We start from the raw sequence: 18952 nt of genomic DNA on the forward strand, positions 1-18952 counted from the left end.
CACCGTCCGAAAGCCGTGGGCTCGTCGGGCGCGGAGGTCCGTACTCGGGTCGACGTGTCCACGGATAACCCGGGCCCGTCCGAGTGCGGCGATCAGCCGGCCGAAGCCGGTCAAAAAACGAGAAACTTCCGAGTGCCGCTCAGGCTCGCTTGTACTGGTCGGGCCACTCCGGCGCGTTCTCGGCGCCGAGTTCGTCACCGGCGTGGAGCGTGAAGTACGGGTCCCGGAGGTGTTCACGGGCCAGCAGCACCGCGTCGGCGCGCTCGTTCCCGACGATCGCCTCGGCGTGGGTCGCGTCGGTGATGCCGCCGACGGCGCCGATGGCGATATCCTCCTCGACGGCTTCGCGGATCGTTTCGGCGTACTCGACCTGGTAGCCCGGGCCCGCCCGAGGGATCTGCTGATCGGGGCTGATCCCGCCCGAGGACACGTCGATGAAGTCGACGCCGATGTCGGCGAGTTCGCTCGCGAGTCGAGCCGACTGGGGCACGTCCCAGGACTCCTGGTCCGGCAGCCAGTCGGTCGCGGAGATGCGGACGAAGATCGGCTTGTCGTCGGGCCACACCGCCCGAACGCCCTCACAGACCTCCCGGAGGAGCCTCGTCCGGCCCTCGAAGTCGCCGCCGTAGGCGTCGTCTCGGGTGTTGCTCACCGGCGAGAGGAACTCGTGGATGAGGTAGCCGTGGGCGGCGTGGATCTCGGGGATCTCGAAACCGGCGTCGAGTGCGTACTTCGCGCTCTGGACGAACGCTTCGACCACCTCGGCGATGTCGTCGGTGTCCATGGCCTCCGTCGTCGCGGTGTTCTCCTCGTCGCGGGGGTACGGCGCGTCGGTGGGGCCTCTCGGCGTCCAGCCACCCTCCTCCTCGGGGACGAGTCGGGAGCCGTCCTCCCAGGGGCGGCGGGTGCTTGCCTTCCGGCCGGCGTGGGCCAGTTGGATCGCCGGGACGCTGCCCTGTCCGCGGATGAACTGTGCGGTCGGGGCGAGAGCATCGGCGTGTTCCTGACTCCAGAGACCGAGGTCCTCAGGCGAGATCCGACCTCGGGGCTCGACCGCGGTGGCCTCGGCGATTACGACCCCGGCGCCGCCGACGGCGCGGCTTCCGAGGTGGACCTTGTGCCAGTCTGTCGCCAGGCCGTCCTGTGCGTCACAGGAGTACTGGCACATCGGCGACACCATCACGCGGTTGGGAATCTCCGTCTCGCGCAGCGTCAGCGGCTCGAACAGCGAAGCGTTCACACCGTCCCCTCGAACGGCCGGGAAAAGGCGCTGTCGGCTCGCGTCCGGATTGCCGATTCCCCAGCGAGTGTCACGTTCGGGCTGCCGACTTCGAGAGCTTTTCACCGGCGGCGCGGGGAGGGAGGGTATGGCACTCTCGACGGAGGAGATCATGCAGATCAGTCTGGACCTCGTCGGCTGGGACGACGTGCCCGCCGACAGCGGCATCCACGTCCCGGGCGAGGACCTCGAAACCGCGCTCGTGGGCATCGACCTCGAGTCGCCGGAGATCCAGTTGGCCGACCGCGAGGGGTACGACCTCGTGCTCGCCCACCACCCGCCGGGCGGCGACCCGCGCGTGAACTTCGCTCCCGTCCTCGACAAACAGGTCGAGTTCATGACCGCCCACGGCGTCCCGGAGGAACGCGCCGAGGAGGCGGCGTCGGGGATCATCTCCGGCATGGAACACGCCGGCCACAGCGCGAACTACCGCCACGACCCCAGCATCGCCGAACATCTCGACATCCCGTACATGAACGTCCACCTCGCGCCGGACGAACTCGGCCGCCGTCGCTTTCAGGAGGTCGCCGACGACCTCGACGACGACGCGAGCGTCGGCGCCTTCGCCGACGCGCTCGGCGAGATCCCGGAGATCGAGGAGGCGATCACCGACGTCGAACTCCGTCTCGGGGAACGTGAGAACGACCTCGGAGAGGTGGCGATCCACCACGCCGCCGGTACCAACGGCGGCAGCGACGTGGCGAGCGCCTACTTCGACAACGGCGTCGACACGGTGCTCTACATCCACATCGGCGCCGGCGACACGGCGACGCTCAACGAGGAGTACGGCGACACCGACAAGAACCTCGTCGTCACCGGCCACATCGCCAGCGACGCGATCGGGATGAACGAGTTCATCGACGCGCTCGAAGCGGAAGGGCTGGAGTGCGATACGGTCTCTGGCTGCGGAATCGGGCGGTAGAGCCGACACACAGCGCGTGTTTTCTCCGATCGCCGTCTCGACCAGCATGTCGTCTTCGAGGAAGCGGTGGTGTTCGTCATCCCGCGGTGGTCGCCTCGACGCTGCCGAACGCCCAGTGGCGCTGTCGGCACCCCTGTAGGCCCATCCTCTCTGTACCGCCACGCTGTCCACGGCAGCGTAGCTGCCGGAACCCGGAGACGGGGCGGCCGGGAGTAACGTTATAGGCGAGGCTAGAGTACCCGATGACGTGATGGGGGAATGAACGGGAACGAGGATCTCAGTCTGAAGGACGTCACGTTCCTGCGGGCGATCCGGGACATCAACGGCTCGCCCGAGCGGTTCGCGTCGACCGAACAGGGGGTGACGCCGGCGACCGTGACCGCGATCACGGAGGCGACCACCCTCGACGAGGAGGAGGTCGCGTACCGGCTCGACCACCCCCGACTCGGGCGAAGCGGGCTCGTGAAAGTGTACGAGGCGGGGCCGCCCGGTCACGACTCGGCCAGCCTCAACAGCGCCGAACTCACCAAGTCCGGCGAACGCGCCATCGCGGACGCCGAGGCGGGCGACGCCGTCGACGCCGGCAGTCAGCGCCCCGGCGAGGGACAGTCAGAGTTCGACGAGATGCAGCAGTGGGAGCCCGCGGAGGTCGAGAACGGCGGCAACACCGCGGCCACCGAGAGCCCTCCCGCGGTCGACGGCGGGACCGCGAGCGTCGGCGCCGCCACGAAGCCACGAACCGAGCGACCGACGCCGCCGCGGACCGAGAGCCCGAGCGGACCGCCCGCGGAGTCACAGCCGCGTGCCGATTCTACCGCCGAGCCTCAGTCCGCCGCCGAGTCCGAATCGACCCCGACCACCGAGGAGGAAGACGACCGACTCGCCGCGTTAGAGGCCCGGATCGAACGGCTCGAAGACGAGCGTACGACTGACTCGGCGGCAGAAACAGCGCCCACCCCCGGGGCGACCACGCCCGACGCCGCCAGTGACGAGGGCCGCGTCGACGACCTGGCCGAGGAGGTCTCGGCGCTGCGCGAGACCACCGACCGGCTGGAGTCGACCCTCGACGAGGCGCTCGACGAACTCGATGCGATGAAGGAGGCGGAGTACGGCGCCCTCGACGAGAAGCGCGAACAGCAGTTCGAGACCGCCGTGAAGTCGATGGTGGCGTTCCACCAGCTCGCGAGCGACGTCCTCGACGTGCGCGTCGAGAACTACGAGCCGTCGGCTGGCCGAGCCGACCCCGAGCGCGTCGAGATCACGCGCAACCGGATCGCCGACGCACTCGGCGTGGGCAAGAGCGGCGGCGGTGATAGCGGTGGCATCGGCCTCGGGGGCGAGGAGTGGCCCGACCCGGAGGAAGCGGCCAAAGGCGGGCGAGTGTTCTCCGGCGACGACGGGGGCGATGCCGACGACGCCGACGAACCCGAACCGGAGTCCGACGCCCCGGAAACCGGGGTCTACCCGCCGCTCGGTGGGGACCACGACGAGGACGCCGGCTCGCCCCGTGAGGCCGCCGACGAATCCGAAGACGCCGAAGCGGAGGAGTCAGAGGCGTCCGATTCGGGTATCTATCCCCCGATCGGCGGGGGCGGGGATCGGGACGACGGCGAGGGGACGGAGGAGGCAGACGACACGAGCGAGGACGGACCGGGCTCCGACGCGCCGGCCACGGGGATCTATCCACCGATCGGCGAGGACCGAGACGCCGACACCGAGGGAGCCGATGCCGACGGATCCACAACTACCGACGGCGACGACGGCGCAAGCGGCGTCCTCCCGGAGAGCATGCGGCCCGACACCGAGGAGACGGGGAGCATCACGGAGACGGCCGCGGAGGAGGGCCACGTCGTCGACCCGATCCGGCACACCGACGACGGCGGAGCGACCCCGCGACTGGACACTGACCCGGAAGCCGCGCGCTCGGTCCGCCGTGCCATCACGGACGACGTCGATGGAGCCGACACGTGGCTCCTCCCGGATGTCGATGCCTCGACCGCCCTCGCGGTACGAGACGCCATCGCGAGCTTCGACGCCGCGGACGGCGAAGCCTCAGTCGACGGCGACGGCTTCCCCGTCGGCGAGGCGTACGCCCGGATCGCTCGGGAGGGAGTCTCCCCGGAGTCGGCCGCCGACACCGCGACGGTGCCGTCACCCGTCGACAACGGCGCCGAACACGCGCCGGCCGACGACGACGACTGACGAACGACTGCCGGTCGCCGACCCCCTCTTTCGTTCTGCTTAACTCCGCGGGCGCGCAAGCCCGCGTGTGGACCCCTTCGACGTGCTCGGAGTCGACCCCGACGCCGACGAGGCGACGGTCGCGCGAGCGTACAGAGACCGGGTGAAAGAGACCCACCCGGACCAGGGTGGGTCCCGGGAGGCGTTCATGCGGCTCCAGAAGGCCTACGCCGCGATCAGGAGCGGGGAGGCGACCGTCGATGAATCCGGGCGTACGGGTACGAACGGGTCCTCGCCGACGACGGCGACCGCTGCCGGCCCGGCGACGACGGACGAGCCCACCGCCCCACCGCCAGGCACGAGTCGCATGGAGTACCTGAACTACGAGGTGCTCGCGGACCACGGCTGGGAGATAGACGACGAGGACCTCTTCGAGGCCGCCGCCGAGACCGACCTCGGCCCGGAGGCGTACGGCCGTATCCTCGTCGACCACGACGAGACGCTGCTCGAGGCCGCCGAACGAGCGGGATTCGCTTGGCCCTACGCCTGCCGGGGCGGGGCGTGTGCGAACTGTGCAGTGCTCGTCCGCGAGGGTGACGTGGAGATGGCCCAGAGTCACGTCCTCCCGAAAGGAATGGTCGACGAGGGGATCAGGCTCTCCTGTCTCTGCCGGCCCCGAAGCGAGGAGCTACAGGTCGTCTACAACATCAAACACCTCCCGGGGTTGGACGAACTCCGCCTGCCGTCCCAACAGTTCTAGTCGAGGCCGGGGTTCGTCCACGCCAGTTCGGCGTCGACGTGGTCGAGTGCACGTTCGGGGTCACCGACGGCTTGTCCGAGCGGCCGGGCGCTGCCGAGGTCCGGCCCGACGTCGGTTATCCTGACCGCAGCGACACAGCGCGTCCGGGTCGAGTGATAGACGGCCTCGTCGGCGCCGGCGAGCACGCCGACCAACGTCCGGTTGCCGATGTCGGCGTCGTAGAGCCGGTCGGCGGTTCGCTTCCGGAGCGTCGGGTCGGGCGTTCGCGGGCGCAGCGCCCGGACGAGCGCGTCGAACGGCGTCATCGTGCGCGTTCGAGTAGCCATACACCTTCCTCCGGGCGGGAGGGTAAAGGGAGTGAGCCATGCCCGGAGTGAAAGTGAAGGATACGGCGAAAGTAAACGGGCCTACGCGGTCACGGCGCCCGACAGGCGGGTTGGTCACGCACAACAGTGATGTGCACCCCGGCCTATCGCTCAGCTATGGACTACGTCGCGTTCGACGACGCCGAGACGTACGAACCGGACGAGGGCTGGCAGCGCCGCGCCCTCGCCGGTAGTGATCAGTTCACCTTCGAGTGGTTCGAGAAGCCGCCGGGACACTCCTCGCCGATGCACGACCACGAGAACGAACAGGTCTGTCTCTGCCTCGAAGGGGAGCTCACGGTCCACACCGAGGACGACTCGGTGACGCTGGAGGCTAACGACTCGGTGCATCTTGAAGCCTGGGAGAGCCACCGCGTCGAGAACGAGAGCGACGAGCGGGCGGTGGGGCTGGACGTGTTCGCGCCCGGCCGTGGCTTCGACTTCTGGACCGACCGGGACTAATCCTTCAGCGCGCGTTCGGCCGCCTTCCGGACCGCGACTTCTTCGTCCTCGTCGGCCGTCGCCCGCAGCAGTTCCGCCGCGGCCGGCGAGGAGAGTTGGCCGAGTGCCTGACACGCGGTCACGCGAACGGTCGCGTCGGGGTCGTCGAGCAGTTCCACCAACCCAGAGTGGGCCCGCTCGTCGAGGTCGATACCGGCGTCGGCGACGCGCCCGAGCGCCGCGGCGACGTTCCGGCGGACCGAGCCGGCGTCGTCGCCCAGTCTCGCCGCGAGGGCGTCCTGTCGTTCGGCGACGTCGCCCGGAACCGTACTCGTGAGGTCGGCGATAGCACCGATGGCGTTAGCGCGCACACCGGCCGCCTCCCGGTCGAGGGCCTCGACCAACTCCGGGAGCGCGGCGCGGGCGGTCTCGCCGTCGCTCCGGACGATCTGACTGACGACGACCGCGGCCTTCTGTGCGGTCTCGGGGTCCTCGTCGCTCAAGCAGGCCCGTAGCTCGTCGAGTGCGGGGCGAACCGACTGGGGTTCCTCGCTCCCCAGTTCGACGAGCACGTGGACGCCGTGGCGCCGAACCGTCGGGTCGTCGGCCTCGAGCAGGTCGATGAACAGGTCGACGTCGTAGACGAACGCCTCGGGCCGGGCCGCGACGAGCTGTGCCAGACACGCCGAGGCCGGCGCTGCCAGCGGGTCGTCGGGGTCGAGCAGGTCGAGCACCGCGTCGGCGGCGTCGAGGGACTTCTCGGGGTCGGCGCCGGCGATCCGGCCCAGACAGAGCAGCAGCGTCTCGCCGAACTCGGCGGTCGCCTCCGGGCCGTCGTCGCTCCGGTCGATCGTCCGGAGCAGGTGAGCGATCCGACTGACGCCGCCGGTCGCCGAGCCCGGGTGTTCGGTGACGATGGGGAGGAGGGCGTCAGCGGCCGCTCGCTGGACCGGCCGGGCGGGATACCGCAGGAGTTCGAGCACGGCGTCGGGGTTGACGGCGTCCGGGTCCGCCCGGGCGTCCTCCCGAAGTCGCGCTGCGCGATCGAGCGGGGTCACGAGGGAATCGACGCGCGCGAGAGGGTAAATCTACGCGTCTCGGTGCGACGTTCGGCACGATCCGGCCTCATGCCTTTCAGAGCTCCCGGAGCCCCGTTTTCGAGAGCAAGTTGATCGCCGCGTTGCGGGACATCCCGTGGGCGTCGGCGAACTCGTCGATTTCGGCGACAAGTGCCTCCGGCATCCGCTGGGTGAACTTCCGGCGCTCGGTCGACTCGTCGTCGAGCGCGTCGTCTGCCCCGTCGTCGACGAACGCGTCGGCTCCCCCCTCCGACTGCCGTTTCCGGGCCTCTTCGGTGATCGATCGGCGGGTCATTGGCGCGCCGGCTCCACGTCGCCGTCGGCGTAGTCGATGGCGTTCGCCAGCAGCGGCGTGATCTCCCCGCCGCGGCCGTTGGCGTGCTGGTAGGCACCGAGCGTGATCAGTTCCGAACAGGCCGCGGTGATCACGCCTGGGACGCCCCCGGACTCGTCTTGAACGATCCCCAGCGCCTCGGGGTCGAACGGCTCGATCGTTGCCTCCTCGAAGGGGGCGTCCTTCGACGCCGCGATGCGCCGACGAACCAGTTCGACGGTCTGGGTGTCGTCGAACGCGCCGAGTTCGAGTTGGTAGCCGACGCGGCGCTGGAACGCCCGGCCGTCGGTTCCCAGTTGGCCGATGGCCCGCCACTGGGAAGACATCCCGGTGAGGATCACCTTCATCCCGTCCAGATCGTTCAGGAACTGGATGACGTGGAGCGTGTCGGGGTCGTTCAAGCCGAACTCGTCGATCCCCAGCAGGTACGGGTCCCCCCGGTGTGTCGAGAGTTCGCTGCGGATCCGCTGTTCGGTCAGCTTCGTCGAATCGGCAGGCTCGACGCCCATCTCGGCGGCGACGATGGACACCAGTTCGTGGGGCGTGACGTTGTGTTCGCCGACGTAGATGGGGTTGTGGTCGTGGTCGTACTCGGTCAGCAGCATCTTCAACAGCGTCGTCTTGCCGGCGCCGCTGTAGCGTGAGTGGATCAGTATCGGTCCGGTGTAGGACCGAACCTGTGCCGTGATGTCGGCGATGTGGTCCGACTCCGGCAACACGTACTCCTCAAGCCGGGCCGGGTGTGCGAAGGGGTTCTCCCTCCAGCCCAGATGGTCGAGGTACGCCTCCAGTTCCCGGTTCGTCGCGCGGTCGATGTTCCGTATCTTGCCCATGTGCCCAACCCCCGTGCTCGGCGCCGTCGACCGGCACCGATCGGATACTCCAGCAACGGAACTTCCGGGGATAAAGCTGTGCCCGCGGCGGTTTCACCTCCCGGTACCGAAACGTTCTCCCTCACGGTTCCCCAAGGACGAGTATGGCTCAGAAACTCTCTGTGGACGGCATGTCGTGTGGCGGCTGTGAGGCGTCGGTCGAGGAGGCGGTCGGCGAACTGGACGGCGTCGAGTCCGTCGAGGCGGACAACGAGGCGAACACCGTCGATATCGAGGGCGACGTGGACACCGACGCCGCGGTCGACGCCATCGAGGACGCCGGATACACCGTGCAGGCGTAGTCGAGCAGCGCGTGGACGCCGGTCCTCAGGCGTCATCGATCAGCGACGCGACCCGGTCGGGTCGGTCCATCCCGGCACAGACCGACAGCACCGTCAGGTGAAGCCCGCCGTCGATCGGCGTGTCGCCGCCCCGGACGGCGCCGCCCCCGATGGCTTCGTCGAGGCTGCGCCGCGCGTCGGCGATGGCCTCGCGGTTGAGCCACTCCGGCGGCCCCATCGTGACCAACAGCGCCCGGGTTGCCCGCGAGAGGTCGGTCTCAACGGAGCGCCGACGGTAGAGCGAGCGCCGCACCGCGGTCTCGATCTGGCTGTAGCTCTTGATCTCGTCGGGCGTCTCGCTCTTCGAGCGCAGTCGGTCGAGGAAGGAGGGTTTCTCCCGGACCTGCTCGCGCCAGTAGCCGATCGTTGCGTAGCCGCCCTCCCCGAGCGTGGCGATGATCTCGCTGGCGTCGACGACGCTCTCGCCGACCGCGGCGCCCTCCGTCGCCTCCCCGGCCCCGAACAGCGCGCCGAGCCACTCGGCGACCGTCGCGTTCGCGTCGGCGTACGCCTCGGCCGCCAGTTCGTCGGCCGGCCGCTCGTCGGGGGCGTCGAGCGCACCGTTGTCGAACAGCAGTTGGGCGTCGACGGTCGCTTCGAGCCCGCGCAGCCCCGATCTGGCGTTCTCCCTGACGCCCGCCTCCTCGGGGTGTGGCAGCACCGTCAGCGCGTAGACCGGGAGATCGACGCGCTCCCGGAGCGTGTCGACGACGATGGGCGCGGCACCGGCCCCGGTCGCACCGCCGACACCGAGGGTGACGAGCACGGCGTCGGCCGCCGACGGGACGGCGTCGGCCGCGGCACGGTTGAGTTCGCGGGCGTTCTCCTCGGCCGCCGTTCGGACGGTCGTCGCGTCGGCCGACCGGGCGGTGGTGCCGAACGCGTGGCGGTGTTCCCGGGGGACGTCGACGGCGGCGAGCTGTTCGGGGTCCGTGTCGAAGGCGGCGACGGCGGCGACGTAGGGGCGGTCGTCGGGCTCGGCCGCCGCGAGGCGTGCCGCCAGCCGACTGCCCGCGCCGCCGACGCCGAGGACGGCGAGTTTCACGCTTCGGCGTTGCCGCCCGAGGGGATAGGTGCTTCGTCGGACGGTAGGAGAAAAGGTTGCCGGTTCTGACAGCCCCATTTCCCTGCCCTCGGTTAAGCCAGCGTGCTACCGCCGATTCCCGCGGGGTCGGTCGCGCTGCCGGTCGTCGTCGGCCTCGCGTTCGGGACGCTGCTCCAGAAGTCCCGGTTCTGTTTCGTGAGCGCGCTCCGGGACTTCGTCGCCCGCAAGGAGACCCGCGTCCTCCACGGCCTGCTCGCGGGCGTCGTCGTGATGACGGCGTTCTGGAGCCTACAGGCCACGCTTGGGCTCTCCGCGGGGTTCTGGACGCCCGACTGGGGCGTGACCTCCTTCGTCGGCGGACTCGTCTTCGGCGTCGGGATGACCGTCGCCGGTGGCTGTGCCGCCGGCACCCTCTACCGGGCCTGCCGGGGCGACCTGCAGTTCGTGCTGACGCTTGTGTTCGTGCTCGTCGGCCACGTGCTCTTCGCAGCCGCCTACCCGTTCCTGCGGACGGTCTACTTCGGGCCGCTACGCGTCGGCGAGGGAGTGAGCGTCTACGACCTGCTGCCGTGGCCGCCGATCCTCACGGGCCTGCTCGCGGCGGGGCTGGTCGTCCTCGGCTACGCCTTCCTCGCGGGCCGCGGGAGTAGCCGTCGCCGCGGCACCGGCGCGTTCGAGTGGCGGGGCACCCCCGACCGTGGCGTCGACGCTGCCGTGGTCCGCGGGGTCGTCGATCTCGCGCGGGCGGTCCGGCGTCACGCGACAGCGGTCGTGACCGACGAGCGCTCGCTGACGGCACGACTCCGATCGCCGTGGGACGCCCGAACATCGGGAGTCGCCATGGCGCTGGTCGCCAGCGTCTGGTTCGCCGCCCACGGCGCCTGGGGCATCGCCGGCAGCGAGTCCCGGTGGGTCGCGTGGGCGTTCGACCGCGTGGGCGGCGACGCCGCGAGGGTCACCTACTGGGGGTCGGTGTTGTTCGACGGCGCCGTCGCCGTCACGCCGGACATGGTGCTGTTCATCGCGATGCTCGTCGGGATGGTCGGCGCCGCCGTTCTCTCGGGGCAGTTCGCGCTCCGCTGGCCGGCGGAGGCGGGCCTGTTCGCGCCCGTCGTCGGCGGACTGCTCATGGGTGTCGGCTCGCGGCTGGGCCCTGGAGCGACTATCGCGAACCTCTTCAGCGGCCTCGCGCTGCTCTCGGCGCACTCGCTGCTGGCCAGCGCCGGCGTCGTCGTCGGCGTCTACGTCACGACCCACTGGCTGCGCCGCGGCATGGGCTGTGCGGTGTGATCGGCGACGGCCGAACTCCGGCGGTCGATGGAGGCCAGCGCCTTTGTCGCTTCCCGCCGTATATCCCGGCATGTCTGACTCCCCGCCGGTCGTCGATGAGTCGACGATCGGTCGGACGCCGCTGTTCGAACTCGCTCTCGACGTGGCCCCGACCGTCTACGCCAAGGCGGAGTGGTACAACCTCCCGAGCCTCGGCCACGGCGGGGGGTCGATCAAGTCCCGGATCGCCCGCGGGATGCTCGACGCCGCGGCGGACCGCGGCGAACTGGACCCCGGTGGTCGGATCGTCGAGTCGAGCAGCGGCAACACCGGGAGTGCGGTCGCTCGACTCGGGGTCGCACGGGGGTACGACGTGACCATCGTGGTGCCCGACGACGCCGCCGCAGGCAAGGTCGGCGCGATCCGCGACGCCGGCGCCGAGGTCGAGTTCGTCCCCGCCGAGGAGGGCTACGACGCCACGCTCGGGCGCTGTGCGGAACTCGTGGCTGCCGATCCGGCCGCCTACCGGCCGAACCAGTACGCGAACCCGGCCAACCCCGGGACCCACGAACGCACGACCGCCGCGGAGATCTGGGAACAGACCGAGGGGGCGGTCACTCACTTCGTCGCCGGCGTCGGCACGGGAGGAACTGTCACCGGCACCGGCAGGGGCCTCCACGCCCGCGGCGACGTGACCGTGGTCGGTTACGAGCCAGTCAGCGCGACCCACGCCATCGGCGGCCTGAAGTACCTCCGCTCGGGCGATCCGTTCCACCCCGACACCTACGACGAGTCGGTGATCGACCAGAAACTGTACGTCGAGACCGCCGACGCCGACGACGCCGCGCGGGACCTCCGCGAGCGCTACGCCGACCGACCGGTCCGCGTCGCCGATCCCGGCCAACACGCCCCGGGAGCGGTCGCCGAGCACTGCCGTGTCGATGGGGAGTTCCTCGTCGGCCCCTCCAGCGGCGGCGGTGTGCAGGCGATCCGCCAACTCGACGCCGCGGGGGTCCTCGGCCCCGACGACACCGTCGTGACAGTCCTCTGTGACCGCGGCGACAGGTACGCAGGTGGTCTCTGGGAGGGCTACGTCCAGTAACGATCGGTGCAACCGACGCTCCGGTTTCCTGTCGTCAACTGAAAGCAATCCCTACAGAAACACTATGTGGGTAGGTACCATATCGTATAAACAAAGAGATGGACGACAGTGGTTCACGAACCGACGGGACGGGCGAGTCCCCGGGGTTCGACCGACAGTTCTACCGAGCCATCGCCTCCCGAGAGCGGCGACGCCTCCTCTCGATCCTGCTCGACGGCGACGAGCGCACGGTCGAAGAGTTGGCGACGCTGCTCCTCGGCTGGGAGGCGACGGCCTCGGGAACGGTCGGGTCGCCGGACGACCGGCGGCTGACGCTCCTGCGACTCGTCCACATTCACCTGCCGCGACTCGACGAGGCGGAGATGATCGAGTACGATCAGGGACGCGGCACCGCGCGGATCGAGAAGCTCGAACCCGGGATGGCCGAGTACATCGAGGACACCGTCGACGCCGCGAAAGCGCCGTCGGGGTAGTGATGTTCGATTCGCTCCTCACGAGCGTTCAGCGGGCGGATCACCGCTTCACGGTGTACACCGACGACGGCTCACCATCGGTCGACAACTGGTTCGCTAACCACAGCGTCGACGTGACGCTCCGCCCGCTCCCGACGGGTGCCCCTGAACCGTTCGTCACCATCGAACGGGGCGGTGAGTTCGCGGGGGTGCTCTCGCTCGAAGCCGTGGAGCGACTGCTCGAACCGCCGATCGACCGTCCGGAAACCCCCGAGGACCTCCCACCGACCTACCAGGCGTTGTTCGAGGTGCTCGACGAGACAGTCTACACCTCCATCGACAGGGAGGAGATGGTCGCCGTCAGCGAGGAGATCGAGGACCGCGCACAGCGGACCGGGAGCGGCACCCTTCACGCGGGGTTCCAGCGGCTCTCACGGTTCCGCCAACGGCTGTCGACCTACCGGAGGCTCGCGTCGACCGGCCTCGAGGTCCACGTGTACGGCGTCGCCGACTGGGACCCGCCGGCGGTTCCGGGCGTGAGCTACCACACCACGTCAGGTGGGCCACTGGCCCGGTACTGGGTGCTCGCGTTCGACGGCGGCGACGAGCCGACGCGCTCCTGTGGCCTCCTGGCGCGGCAAGAAGCGGACGGCTACACGGGGTTCTGGACCGACGACCCGGCGATGGTCGCGGAGATCATCGACCGACTCGAAGCGATCACGGCCTGATCAGTTCGCCGCCGAGACCTTCTCCGGACCCTGGACGCTCACGTCGAACGAATCGACGTCGACCGACCCGTCGGCGGTGACCGTCACCTCACAATCGGCGTAGGTGAACACGACCTCTCCCTCGGCCATCCGCTCGGCCAGCGCGTCCAACGCGTCCGGGTCGATAGCTCCACTCAACGGCGGTAACTCCAACGGGTCGGTCGTCGTCTCGGCTGCGACCGCCCAGAGAACCCGTTCTGCAACGGGCTGTTCGGTTCGACTCATTGGCTACGCATTCCCACGACGACACATAAACGTCCGTCAGACACACATACTCCAACCGACAGTTCCGCGTCGTGAAGGGATGACCCGTCGGTCGATACTGACCGGTATCCCGGCGGCGTAAGCGTACCCGATTTCGGTTTCGCATCGGCGCTTCCCGGCTGGGCCTGGTGCCAAGATTGATAGCCCCGCTCCCGGAATGATTCGGGTAGTGGGAACCGTTTCGATCGCCGAGGACCGAGACGCGCTCTCCTTTTCGCCCGGCGAGCTCGCCGGCGCGTTAGGGGATTCGGTTACGGTCCTCCCCATCGTCGTCGCCGTCGGCGCGCTCACGGAGCTCTCGCTGGCGCGGATGCTGCTCGGCTTCGGCGCGTTTCAGGTCGTCTGGGGGCTCTGGTACGGCCTGCCGGTGTCCGTCGAGCCGATGAAGGCGCTCGCCGCGCTGACCATCGGCGGTGCGCTCGGCGCCGATGAACTGGTGATCGCTGGGCTGCTCGCCGGCGCCGTCCTCCTCGGGATCGGTACCACCGGCTCGCTCGGCCGGATCGCCGAGTACGTCGGCGAGCCAGTCACCCGCGGCGTGCAGTTGGCGGTGGCGCTGATCCTCCTCCGAACCGGGGTCGGACTCGGCGTCGGTGATCCCACGCTGGCGCTCCTCGGCGTCGTCGCCGCAGGCGCGACGGTCATCGCCGGCTACCGGCGGGCGAGCGCACTGGTCGTGCTCGGACTGGGGCTGGCACTCGCGCTGGCCGCCACCGGCGTCCCCGAACTGGCCCTCCCCTCGCTGACGCTGACCCTCCCTGCCCCCGCTGACTTCACTGCCGGCGCCGCGGAAGCGACTGCGGCGCAGTTGGCCATGACCGTCGGGAACGCGGCCGTGGCCACCGCACTCCTCCTCTCGCAGTACTACGACGCCGACGTGAGCCCGGACGAGTTGGCGACGAGCATGGGTGCGATGAATCTCGCGGCCGTCCCGCTCGGCGCGCTGCCGATGTGTCACGGCTCGGGCGGCGTCGCCGGCAAGTACGCCTTCGGCGCCCGGACCGCCGGCGCGAACGTGCTGCTGGGCGGCCTCTACGGCCTCGCGGCGCTCGGAACGGCCGCGGTGTCGGCGTTCCCGATGGCCGTCTTGGGGGTGGTGCTCGCGCTGGTGGCGGTCGAACTCGGTCGCTCGGCGTACGGCACCGACCACCTGCCGACGACGCTCGCCGTCGGCGCGCTCGGCCTGCTCACCAACGTCGGCGTGGCGTTCATCGTCGGCGTCGGCTGGTGGGTCGTTCGCGGTCAGTTCGGGCCGGCGTTCTCCCGTCGGTAGTTTCAAACCGAACCGCAGAAATGTGGCCTGTATGCCACATTCACGTCGACGGTTTCTGTCGACTGCCGCCAGCCTATCGATCGCCGGCATCGCCGGCTGTTCGAGCGCGACCGAGGGTCTCAGCGATGCAGCCGGGGCGGTAGGATCGCAGGGGATCGAGGAGCAGAAAGCCGTGATCGACCGCTTCATCGCGGGCGTCAACGAGAACGACGTCGACGCGGTGGACGCCGCGACGACGGGGTGGGCCGCCGGCGGGTTCACCGGGGAGAACATCGACGAGTACACGCTCGAGCGTGGCGATCTCAGTCGGACCAACAGTGAGGACGGACGCGCGACGCTCAAGGCCGACCTCACCATCACCCACGACGGGGAGTCCAGAACTGACCGCACGTCGTTCGTCGTGGTGGATCTGGTCGACGGCTGGGGGGTCGATCAGATACTTGTCAGCGGCGGGTTCGTCGTCGGCGGCACGACCCTTGCCCCCCCGATGGCATCCATCGCCTCGTCCTACGACCGGAACGCGACCAGCAACGAGGGGACGGGCGTGCTCACCCTTACCCACGAGAGCGAGGGGACGCTTCCCACGAACGAGATGTCGGTCCACGGGACGATAACGGACCCCGACGGCGCGGGCCCCGACATCACGACCGACGGCGCGGTGGTTCGGGACGCGACGGGCCGTTCCCGGTTCTCCTCGGGTGACACGCTGACCATCGGCGTCGAACACGAGTACGACGTCTCGGTCCATTACACCAAGGAGAACACCGGCGATACCGTGTTCCTCGGGGAGTTCAGCCACTCGTAACGACACCGGCGTCCCCGGTAGCCGCCCGATTCAGTGCACCTGTCGGCGGTGGGGTCGACCGAAGGGGCTCGGTCCGCGGTTCAGTCGTCGTCGATGGTACCGGTCGGCTCCGGTCCGAGCGGCGGCTCCTCGGTCGCATCGAACAGCGGGCTCGCCTCGCCCGGCGCGACGGCGTTCAGGACCAGCGCCGAGAGCGCGGTCAGGATCACCGGCTGGGTGACGAACGTCTGCAGCGCCGAGGGCAGGCCGCTCGCGGCTTCGGGCCGGGTGGCGATCCCCAGCCCCAGTCCGATGGAGACGGCGATGACGACCATGTTCCGGCGGTTGAACTGCGCGTTCTGCTCAATCAGGCGGACGCCGCTGGCGGCGACCATCCCGGCCATCAGCAGCACCGCGCCGCCGAACACCGCCGAGGGGATGGTGGTGACGAGCGCGCCGATCTTCGGGCTGAGGCCGAGAACCGCCAGCATGCCGCCGGCGATGGCGACGACGTAGCGGCTCAGTACGCCGGTGAAGTTGACGATGCCGACGTTCTGGGAGAACGACGTGACCGGGAACGCGCCGAACGCCGCGCCGACCGAGGAGAGCAGGCCGTCAGTGAAGAGGCCGCCGCGGAACTCCTCGTTGCTGGGGTTGCGGCCCTCGGCGGCGGTGACGCCGGACATGTCGCCGACGGTCTCCATCGCCGAGACGAGGAAGAGAAAGGCGAAGGTGACGATCGCGACGGGGTCGAACTCGGGCGCGCCGAAGCGCGTCGGGTTCGGGAGCGCGATCCACGCGGCCGATCCGACAGCCGCGAAGTCGACGATCCCGAGGACGATGGCGACGGCGTAGCCCACGGCGATCCCCGCGAGCGTCGAGAGCAGGCGCGTGACACCCTCACCGTAGAGGTTCAGTCCGACCGAGACCCCGAGCACGAGCGCCGCGAGGCCGATGTTCTGCAGCGAGCCGTAGTCGGCGGCGCCGACGCCGCCGGCGGCGTAGTCCATCCCGACCGGGATCAGGTAGAGGCCGATGATGACGACGACCAGCCCGGTGACGAGCGGCGGGAAGAAGGGTTTGATGCGGTCGAACTGCCAGCCGATCAGCCCCTCGACGAGGAAGCCGGCGACGAGGACGGCGCCGAACACGGTCGCCAACCCCGACTCGGCACCGATGGCCGTCGCCGCACCCACGAACGTGAAACTGGTGCCCATCACGATGGGGAGCTTCGAGCCGACCGGGCCGGCGCCGAGCGTCTGGACCAGCGTGGCTACCCCGGAGAACAGCAGGACCATCTGGACCAGGTACGCCGTGTCGGCGGCGGAGACCCCGGCCGCGTTGGCGACGATGTACGCCACCGCGGTGGCGGGGACCACCATCACTGCGACGTGCTGGATCCCTAGCAGCGCCGCCTTCAGCGGCGGGGGTCGCTCGTCGAGGCCGTACTCGATGTCGATTGCGCCGTCGTCGGGCATCTGTGATCCGGACGAACGACGCGGGGCTCATAATCGTTCCGCATCGGTGCTCATCTCCTCCCGACTATCGGCCGGGAATATCCACGAACGTGCTTAGTCGTGGATCGTCACGCCGCCGTCGTCGACCGTGATGTCGAGGAGGCTGGTCGCCTCGTGGTCGGTGCCGTCGAGCGCGGAGTCGCCGACCTTCCGCAGCGCGACGACGATGTCGGTGATCTCGGCGCCGATGTCGTCGAGGGCGTCACAGATGGCCGCGAGCGTACCGCCCGTCGAGAGCAGGTCGTCGACGATGAGCACGCGGTCGCCCTCCTCGATGTCGTTGATGTACATCTCGGACTCGGAGTAGCCGGTCTGCTGGTGGAGCGCGACCTCGCCGTCGAGGCCGTAGGCGCGCTTGCGGATCACCACGAGCGGGATGTCCGTCTGGAGCGACACCGCCGTGGCGATGTGGATGCCCATCGCTTCGGGGGCGACGATCTTGTCCACGTCGAGGTCGGCGGCCCGGGTGACGCCGACGGTGACCTCTCTGAGCAGTTGGGGATCGAGCGAGGGGACGCCGTTGGAGATGGGATGAACGAGGTAGTCGTACCCGTCCTTGTCGATGATCGGCGCGTCGTGGAGCGACTCGCGGAGGCGTTCCATGCCGTCGGTATCCGCGACGCTCCCAAAAGCGGTTCGCTCCCGACTCGACGCTCGGCCGGCGCCGAAAGCCGCATGGGCGTCGACACCCAACCGGGTGGTAATGGTCGCGGAGATCTCCCCCGAGGAACTGCAGGATCGACTCGATGACGACGACGCCCCCCAACTGATCGACATCCGCCCGCCGTCGGCGTTCGCGCGGGGCCACCTCCCCGGCTCACAGAACGTCCCGATGGCCGAACTCACCGGCCGCGTCGGCGACATCGAGTTCGGCGACGAGGTCGTCGTCGCCTGCCAGATCGGCCAGTCCTCGAAGCAGGCCGTGAAGCTGCTGACGAGCTACGAGGGCACTGGCGACGCCGACCTCCGGAGCCTCGAGGGCGGCCTCGAAGCGTGGGAGGGCGAGGTCGAGACCGGCCGCTCGAACTGACGTGCTCTCGATCCCTCGCGCGGCCTACGGCGCAGTCCTCGCCCACGCCGACGCCGGCGGTGAGAACGAGGTCTGTGGGATCCTGGCGGGGGAACGGACCGGCGACGGCGGCGAGGACGCCCGGGTTGAGACGGTCCACCGCGCGACGAACGTCGCCGAGACCCCCGAAACGCGCTACCTGATCGATCCCGAGCAACAGCTTCAGCTCATCGAGGAGATCGAGGCCGCGGGTCGGGAGGTGATCGGCTTCTACCACAGCCACCCCCGGGGTCCGCCTGCCCCCAGCGAGACCGACGCCGAGCGGGCGACGTGGCCGGGCTACAGCTACGCGATCTGTGTGCCCGGCGAGCACCCCTACCTCGGTTCGTGGCGCTGGACGGGAGAAACGTTCGAGCGCGAGGCGGTCGCGCTCCGGCCGGACTGACTAGTACTCGTACAGCGAGACGACGAACGGCAGTTTGTTGTACATCCACACCGCCAGCGGGATGCCGACGATGCTCACCGTGAAGGCGTAGGCGACGCTCATCCAGATCCCGCTGGCCCACCAGCCGACGAACAGGAACCACACCGCACGCACGAGCAGGCCGTAGCGCTGCTCCTCGGGGCGACCCTCGACGTCGACGAAGTCCCGCTCCTTCAGCGAGAGCACCTTCGGCGTCGCGTTGATCATCTTGATCCCGAGCGGGAGGCCGATGATGGTGACGTTCAGGAACCACGCGATGCCCAGCCAGATTCCGGTCGCCCACCAGCCGATCAGGAGGAACCACGCGGTACGGACCGCGAGTGAAGGGCCGTCGTCGCTCATGGCCGAAAATGGGGGCCGGACGTGGTTAGCCCTGTCGCCGACCGGTCATCCGCCGCGGCTGCCAGCGTGC

Annotated in this window: 23 protein-coding genes; 13 read left to right on the plus strand and 10 right to left on the minus strand. The window is 69.5% G+C overall.

From position 1 onward, the window contains the following. Window positions 1-139: 139 nt before the first annotated feature. The gene (locus NO998_RS06850; RefSeq protein WP_267646359.1) at window positions 140-1240 is read right to left on the minus strand and encodes an NADH:flavin oxidoreductase/NADH oxidase; all 1101 of its coding nucleotides are present in this window, start codon (window positions 1238-1240) and stop codon (window positions 140-142) included. Between the two features lie 127 nt (window positions 1241-1367). Here NO998_RS06850 and NO998_RS06855 point away from each other — a divergent pair, with 127 nt between their 5' ends. The 3 genes from NO998_RS06855 (at window position 1368) to fer (ending at window position 5142) form a co-directional block, all read left to right on the plus strand. Beyond that, complete coding sequence (locus tag NO998_RS06855) at window positions 1368-2201, plus strand: hypothetical protein (protein ID WP_267646360.1); 834 nt, start codon at window positions 1368-1370, stop codon at window positions 2199-2201. 258 nt (window positions 2202-2459) lie between these two features. Then, the gene (locus NO998_RS06860) at window positions 2460-4403 is read left to right on the plus strand and encodes a hypothetical protein (protein WP_267646361.1); all 1944 of its coding nucleotides are present in this window, start codon (window positions 2460-2462) and stop codon (window positions 4401-4403) included. A 67-nt stretch (window positions 4404-4470) separates the two neighbouring features. Continuing rightward, window positions 4471-5142 (plus strand): ferredoxin Fer, encoded by a 672-nt coding sequence (fer, locus tag NO998_RS06865; RefSeq protein WP_267646362.1) that lies wholly within the window; start codon window positions 4471-4473, stop codon window positions 5140-5142. Here the strand turns inward: fer and NO998_RS06870 are convergent. Next, window positions 5139-5468, minus strand: a complete 330-nt coding sequence (locus NO998_RS06870; protein ID WP_267646363.1) for a hypothetical protein — start codon at window positions 5466-5468, stop codon at window positions 5139-5141. The genes fer and NO998_RS06870 overlap by 4 nt on opposite strands. 156 nt (window positions 5469-5624) lie before the next feature. On the opposite strand from NO998_RS06870, the gene NO998_RS06875 reads away from it, so the two are divergent. Beyond that, entirely contained in the window at window positions 5625-5969 is a 345-nt protein-coding gene (locus NO998_RS06875) for a cupin domain-containing protein (RefSeq protein WP_267646364.1), read from the plus strand. Here NO998_RS06875 and NO998_RS15780 read toward each other — a convergent pair. From NO998_RS15780 to NO998_RS06890, 3 genes are all read right to left on the minus strand, one after another. After that, window positions 5966-7006, minus strand: coding sequence for a sister chromatid cohesion protein PDS5 (locus NO998_RS15780; RefSeq protein ID WP_267646365.1), 1041 nt, complete (start codon window positions 7004-7006; stop codon window positions 5966-5968). The two genes, NO998_RS06875 and NO998_RS15780, sit on opposite strands and share 4 nt — an antisense overlap. 76 nt (window positions 7007-7082) lie before the next feature. Continuing rightward, window positions 7083-7322: a hypothetical protein gene (locus NO998_RS06885; protein WP_267646366.1), complete on the minus strand. Its 240-nt coding sequence runs from the start codon at window positions 7320-7322 to the stop codon at window positions 7083-7085. Further along, complete coding sequence (locus NO998_RS06890) at window positions 7319-8194, minus strand: AAA family ATPase (protein ID WP_267646367.1); 876 nt, start codon at window positions 8192-8194, stop codon at window positions 7319-7321. The genes NO998_RS06885 and NO998_RS06890 overlap by 4 nt, the downstream gene beginning before the upstream one ends. A gap of 143 nt (window positions 8195-8337) precedes the next feature. Here NO998_RS06890 and NO998_RS06895 point away from each other — a divergent pair, with 143 nt between their 5' ends. Then, a complete protein-coding gene (locus tag NO998_RS06895; protein ID WP_267646368.1) occupies window positions 8338-8535 on the plus strand; it encodes a heavy-metal-associated domain-containing protein in 198 nt (65 codons plus the stop codon). A gap of 25 nt (window positions 8536-8560) precedes the next feature. Here the strand turns inward: NO998_RS06895 and NO998_RS06900 are convergent, their stop codons facing one another. Further along, window positions 8561-9619, minus strand: coding sequence for an FtsZ/tubulin family protein (locus NO998_RS06900; RefSeq protein WP_267646369.1), 1059 nt, complete (start codon window positions 9617-9619; stop codon window positions 8561-8563). Window positions 9620-9721: 102 nt separating this feature from the next. Between NO998_RS06900 and NO998_RS06905 the strand changes: the two genes are divergently transcribed. The 4 genes from NO998_RS06905 (at window position 9722) to NO998_RS06920 (ending at window position 13170) form a co-directional block, all read left to right on the plus strand. Next, window positions 9722-10909, plus strand: coding sequence for a YeeE/YedE thiosulfate transporter family protein (locus NO998_RS06905; protein ID WP_267646370.1), 1188 nt, complete (start codon window positions 9722-9724; stop codon window positions 10907-10909). Between the two features lie 70 nt (window positions 10910-10979). Further along, window positions 10980-11990 (plus strand): PLP-dependent cysteine synthase family protein, encoded by a 1011-nt coding sequence (locus tag NO998_RS06910; protein WP_267646371.1) that lies wholly within the window; start codon window positions 10980-10982, stop codon window positions 11988-11990. A 98-nt stretch (window positions 11991-12088) separates the two neighbouring features. Further along, complete coding sequence (locus tag NO998_RS06915; protein ID WP_267646372.1) at window positions 12089-12463, plus strand: DUF7344 domain-containing protein; 375 nt, start codon at window positions 12089-12091, stop codon at window positions 12461-12463. Window positions 12464-12465: 2 nt separating this feature from the next. Next, the gene (locus NO998_RS06920; RefSeq protein WP_267646373.1) at window positions 12466-13170 is read left to right on the plus strand and encodes a DICT sensory domain-containing protein; all 705 of its coding nucleotides are present in this window, start codon (window positions 12466-12468) and stop codon (window positions 13168-13170) included. On the opposite strand, the gene NO998_RS06925 is transcribed toward NO998_RS06920, so the two are convergent. Next, window positions 13171-13434 carry a HalOD1 output domain-containing protein gene (locus NO998_RS06925; RefSeq protein WP_267646374.1) on the minus strand — a complete coding sequence of 88 codons (264 nt, stop codon included), beginning with the start codon at window positions 13432-13434 and terminating at the stop codon, window positions 13171-13173. A 208-nt stretch (window positions 13435-13642) separates the two neighbouring features. Here NO998_RS06925 and NO998_RS06930 point away from each other — a divergent pair, with 208 nt between their 5' ends. After that, complete coding sequence (locus NO998_RS06930; protein ID WP_267646375.1) at window positions 13643-14746, plus strand: putative sulfate/molybdate transporter; 1104 nt, start codon at window positions 13643-13645, stop codon at window positions 14744-14746. Window positions 14747-14777: 31 nt separating this feature from the next. Continuing rightward, the gene (locus NO998_RS06935) at window positions 14778-15551 is read left to right on the plus strand and encodes a hypothetical protein (RefSeq protein WP_267646376.1); all 774 of its coding nucleotides are present in this window, start codon (window positions 14778-14780) and stop codon (window positions 15549-15551) included. Between the two features lie 80 nt (window positions 15552-15631). Here the strand turns inward: NO998_RS06935 and NO998_RS06940 are convergent, their stop codons facing one another. Together NO998_RS06940 and hpt are read right to left on the minus strand one after the other, a co-directional pair. Next, window positions 15632-17008, minus strand: coding sequence for a uracil-xanthine permease family protein (locus NO998_RS06940; protein WP_267646377.1), 1377 nt, complete (start codon window positions 17006-17008; stop codon window positions 15632-15634). A 93-nt stretch (window positions 17009-17101) separates the two neighbouring features. Beyond that, a complete protein-coding gene (gene hpt, locus NO998_RS06945) occupies window positions 17102-17650 on the minus strand; it encodes a hypoxanthine/guanine phosphoribosyltransferase (RefSeq protein WP_267646378.1) in 549 nt (182 codons plus the stop codon). Between the two features lie 100 nt (window positions 17651-17750). Here hpt and NO998_RS06950 point away from each other — a divergent pair, with 100 nt between their 5' ends. Further along, on the plus strand, window positions 17751-18077 hold the full coding sequence (locus tag NO998_RS06950) for a rhodanese-like domain-containing protein (RefSeq protein ID WP_267646379.1): 327 nt from the start codon (window positions 17751-17753) through the stop codon (window positions 18075-18077). 1 nt (window position 18078) lies between these two features. Next, a complete protein-coding gene (locus tag NO998_RS06955) occupies window positions 18079-18501 on the plus strand; it encodes a desampylase (protein WP_267646380.1) in 423 nt (140 codons plus the stop codon). On the opposite strand, the gene NO998_RS06960 is transcribed toward NO998_RS06955, so the two are convergent. Beyond that, window positions 18502-18882, minus strand: a complete 381-nt coding sequence (locus NO998_RS06960; protein WP_267646381.1) for a YccF domain-containing protein — start codon at window positions 18880-18882, stop codon at window positions 18502-18504. Window positions 18883-18952: the final 70 nt, after the last annotated feature.

Source organism: Halolamina litorea, assembly GCF_026616205.1.
GTDB classification, from domain to species: domain Archaea; phylum Halobacteriota; class Halobacteria; order Halobacteriales; family Haloferacaceae; genus Halolamina; species Halolamina litorea.

Coding starts and splice junctions, on each gene's coding strand:
- NO998_RS06870 (WP_267646363.1), bottom strand. CDS start 5,468: ATGGCTACTCGAACGCGCACGATGACGCCGTTCGACGCGCTCGTCCGG.
- NO998_RS06875 (WP_267646364.1), top strand. CDS start 5,625: ATGGACTACGTCGCGTTCGACGACGCCGAGACGTACGAACCGGACGAG.
- hpt (WP_267646378.1), bottom strand. CDS start 17,650: ATGGAACGCCTCCGCGAGTCGCTCCACGACGCGCCGATCATCGACAAG.
- NO998_RS06920 (WP_267646373.1), top strand. CDS start 12,466: ATGTTCGATTCGCTCCTCACGAGCGTTCAGCGGGCGGATCACCGCTTC.
- NO998_RS06855 (WP_267646360.1), top strand. CDS start 1,368: ATGGCACTCTCGACGGAGGAGATCATGCAGATCAGTCTGGACCTCGTC.
- NO998_RS06895 (WP_267646368.1), top strand. CDS start 8,338: ATGGCTCAGAAACTCTCTGTGGACGGCATGTCGTGTGGCGGCTGTGAG.
- NO998_RS06925 (WP_267646374.1), bottom strand. CDS start 13,434: ATGAGTCGAACCGAACAGCCCGTTGCAGAACGGGTTCTCTGGGCGGTC.
- NO998_RS06935 (WP_267646376.1), top strand. CDS start 14,778: ATGCCACATTCACGTCGACGGTTTCTGTCGACTGCCGCCAGCCTATCG.
- NO998_RS06885 (WP_267646366.1), bottom strand. CDS start 7,322: ATGACCCGCCGATCGATCACCGAAGAGGCCCGGAAACGGCAGTCGGAG.
- NO998_RS06915 (WP_267646372.1), top strand. CDS start 12,089: ATGGACGACAGTGGTTCACGAACCGACGGGACGGGCGAGTCCCCGGGG.
- NO998_RS06960 (WP_267646381.1), bottom strand. CDS start 18,882: ATGAGCGACGACGGCCCTTCACTCGCGGTCCGTACCGCGTGGTTCCTC.
- NO998_RS06890 (WP_267646367.1), bottom strand. CDS start 8,194: ATGGGCAAGATACGGAACATCGACCGCGCGACGAACCGGGAACTGGAG.
- NO998_RS06940 (WP_267646377.1), bottom strand. CDS start 17,008: ATGCCCGACGACGGCGCAATCGACATCGAGTACGGCCTCGACGAGCGA.
- NO998_RS06910 (WP_267646371.1), top strand. CDS start 10,980: ATGTCTGACTCCCCGCCGGTCGTCGATGAGTCGACGATCGGTCGGACG.
- NO998_RS06950 (WP_267646379.1), top strand. CDS start 17,751: ATGGTCGCGGAGATCTCCCCCGAGGAACTGCAGGATCGACTCGATGAC.
- NO998_RS06860 (WP_267646361.1), top strand. CDS start 2,460: ATGAACGGGAACGAGGATCTCAGTCTGAAGGACGTCACGTTCCTGCGG.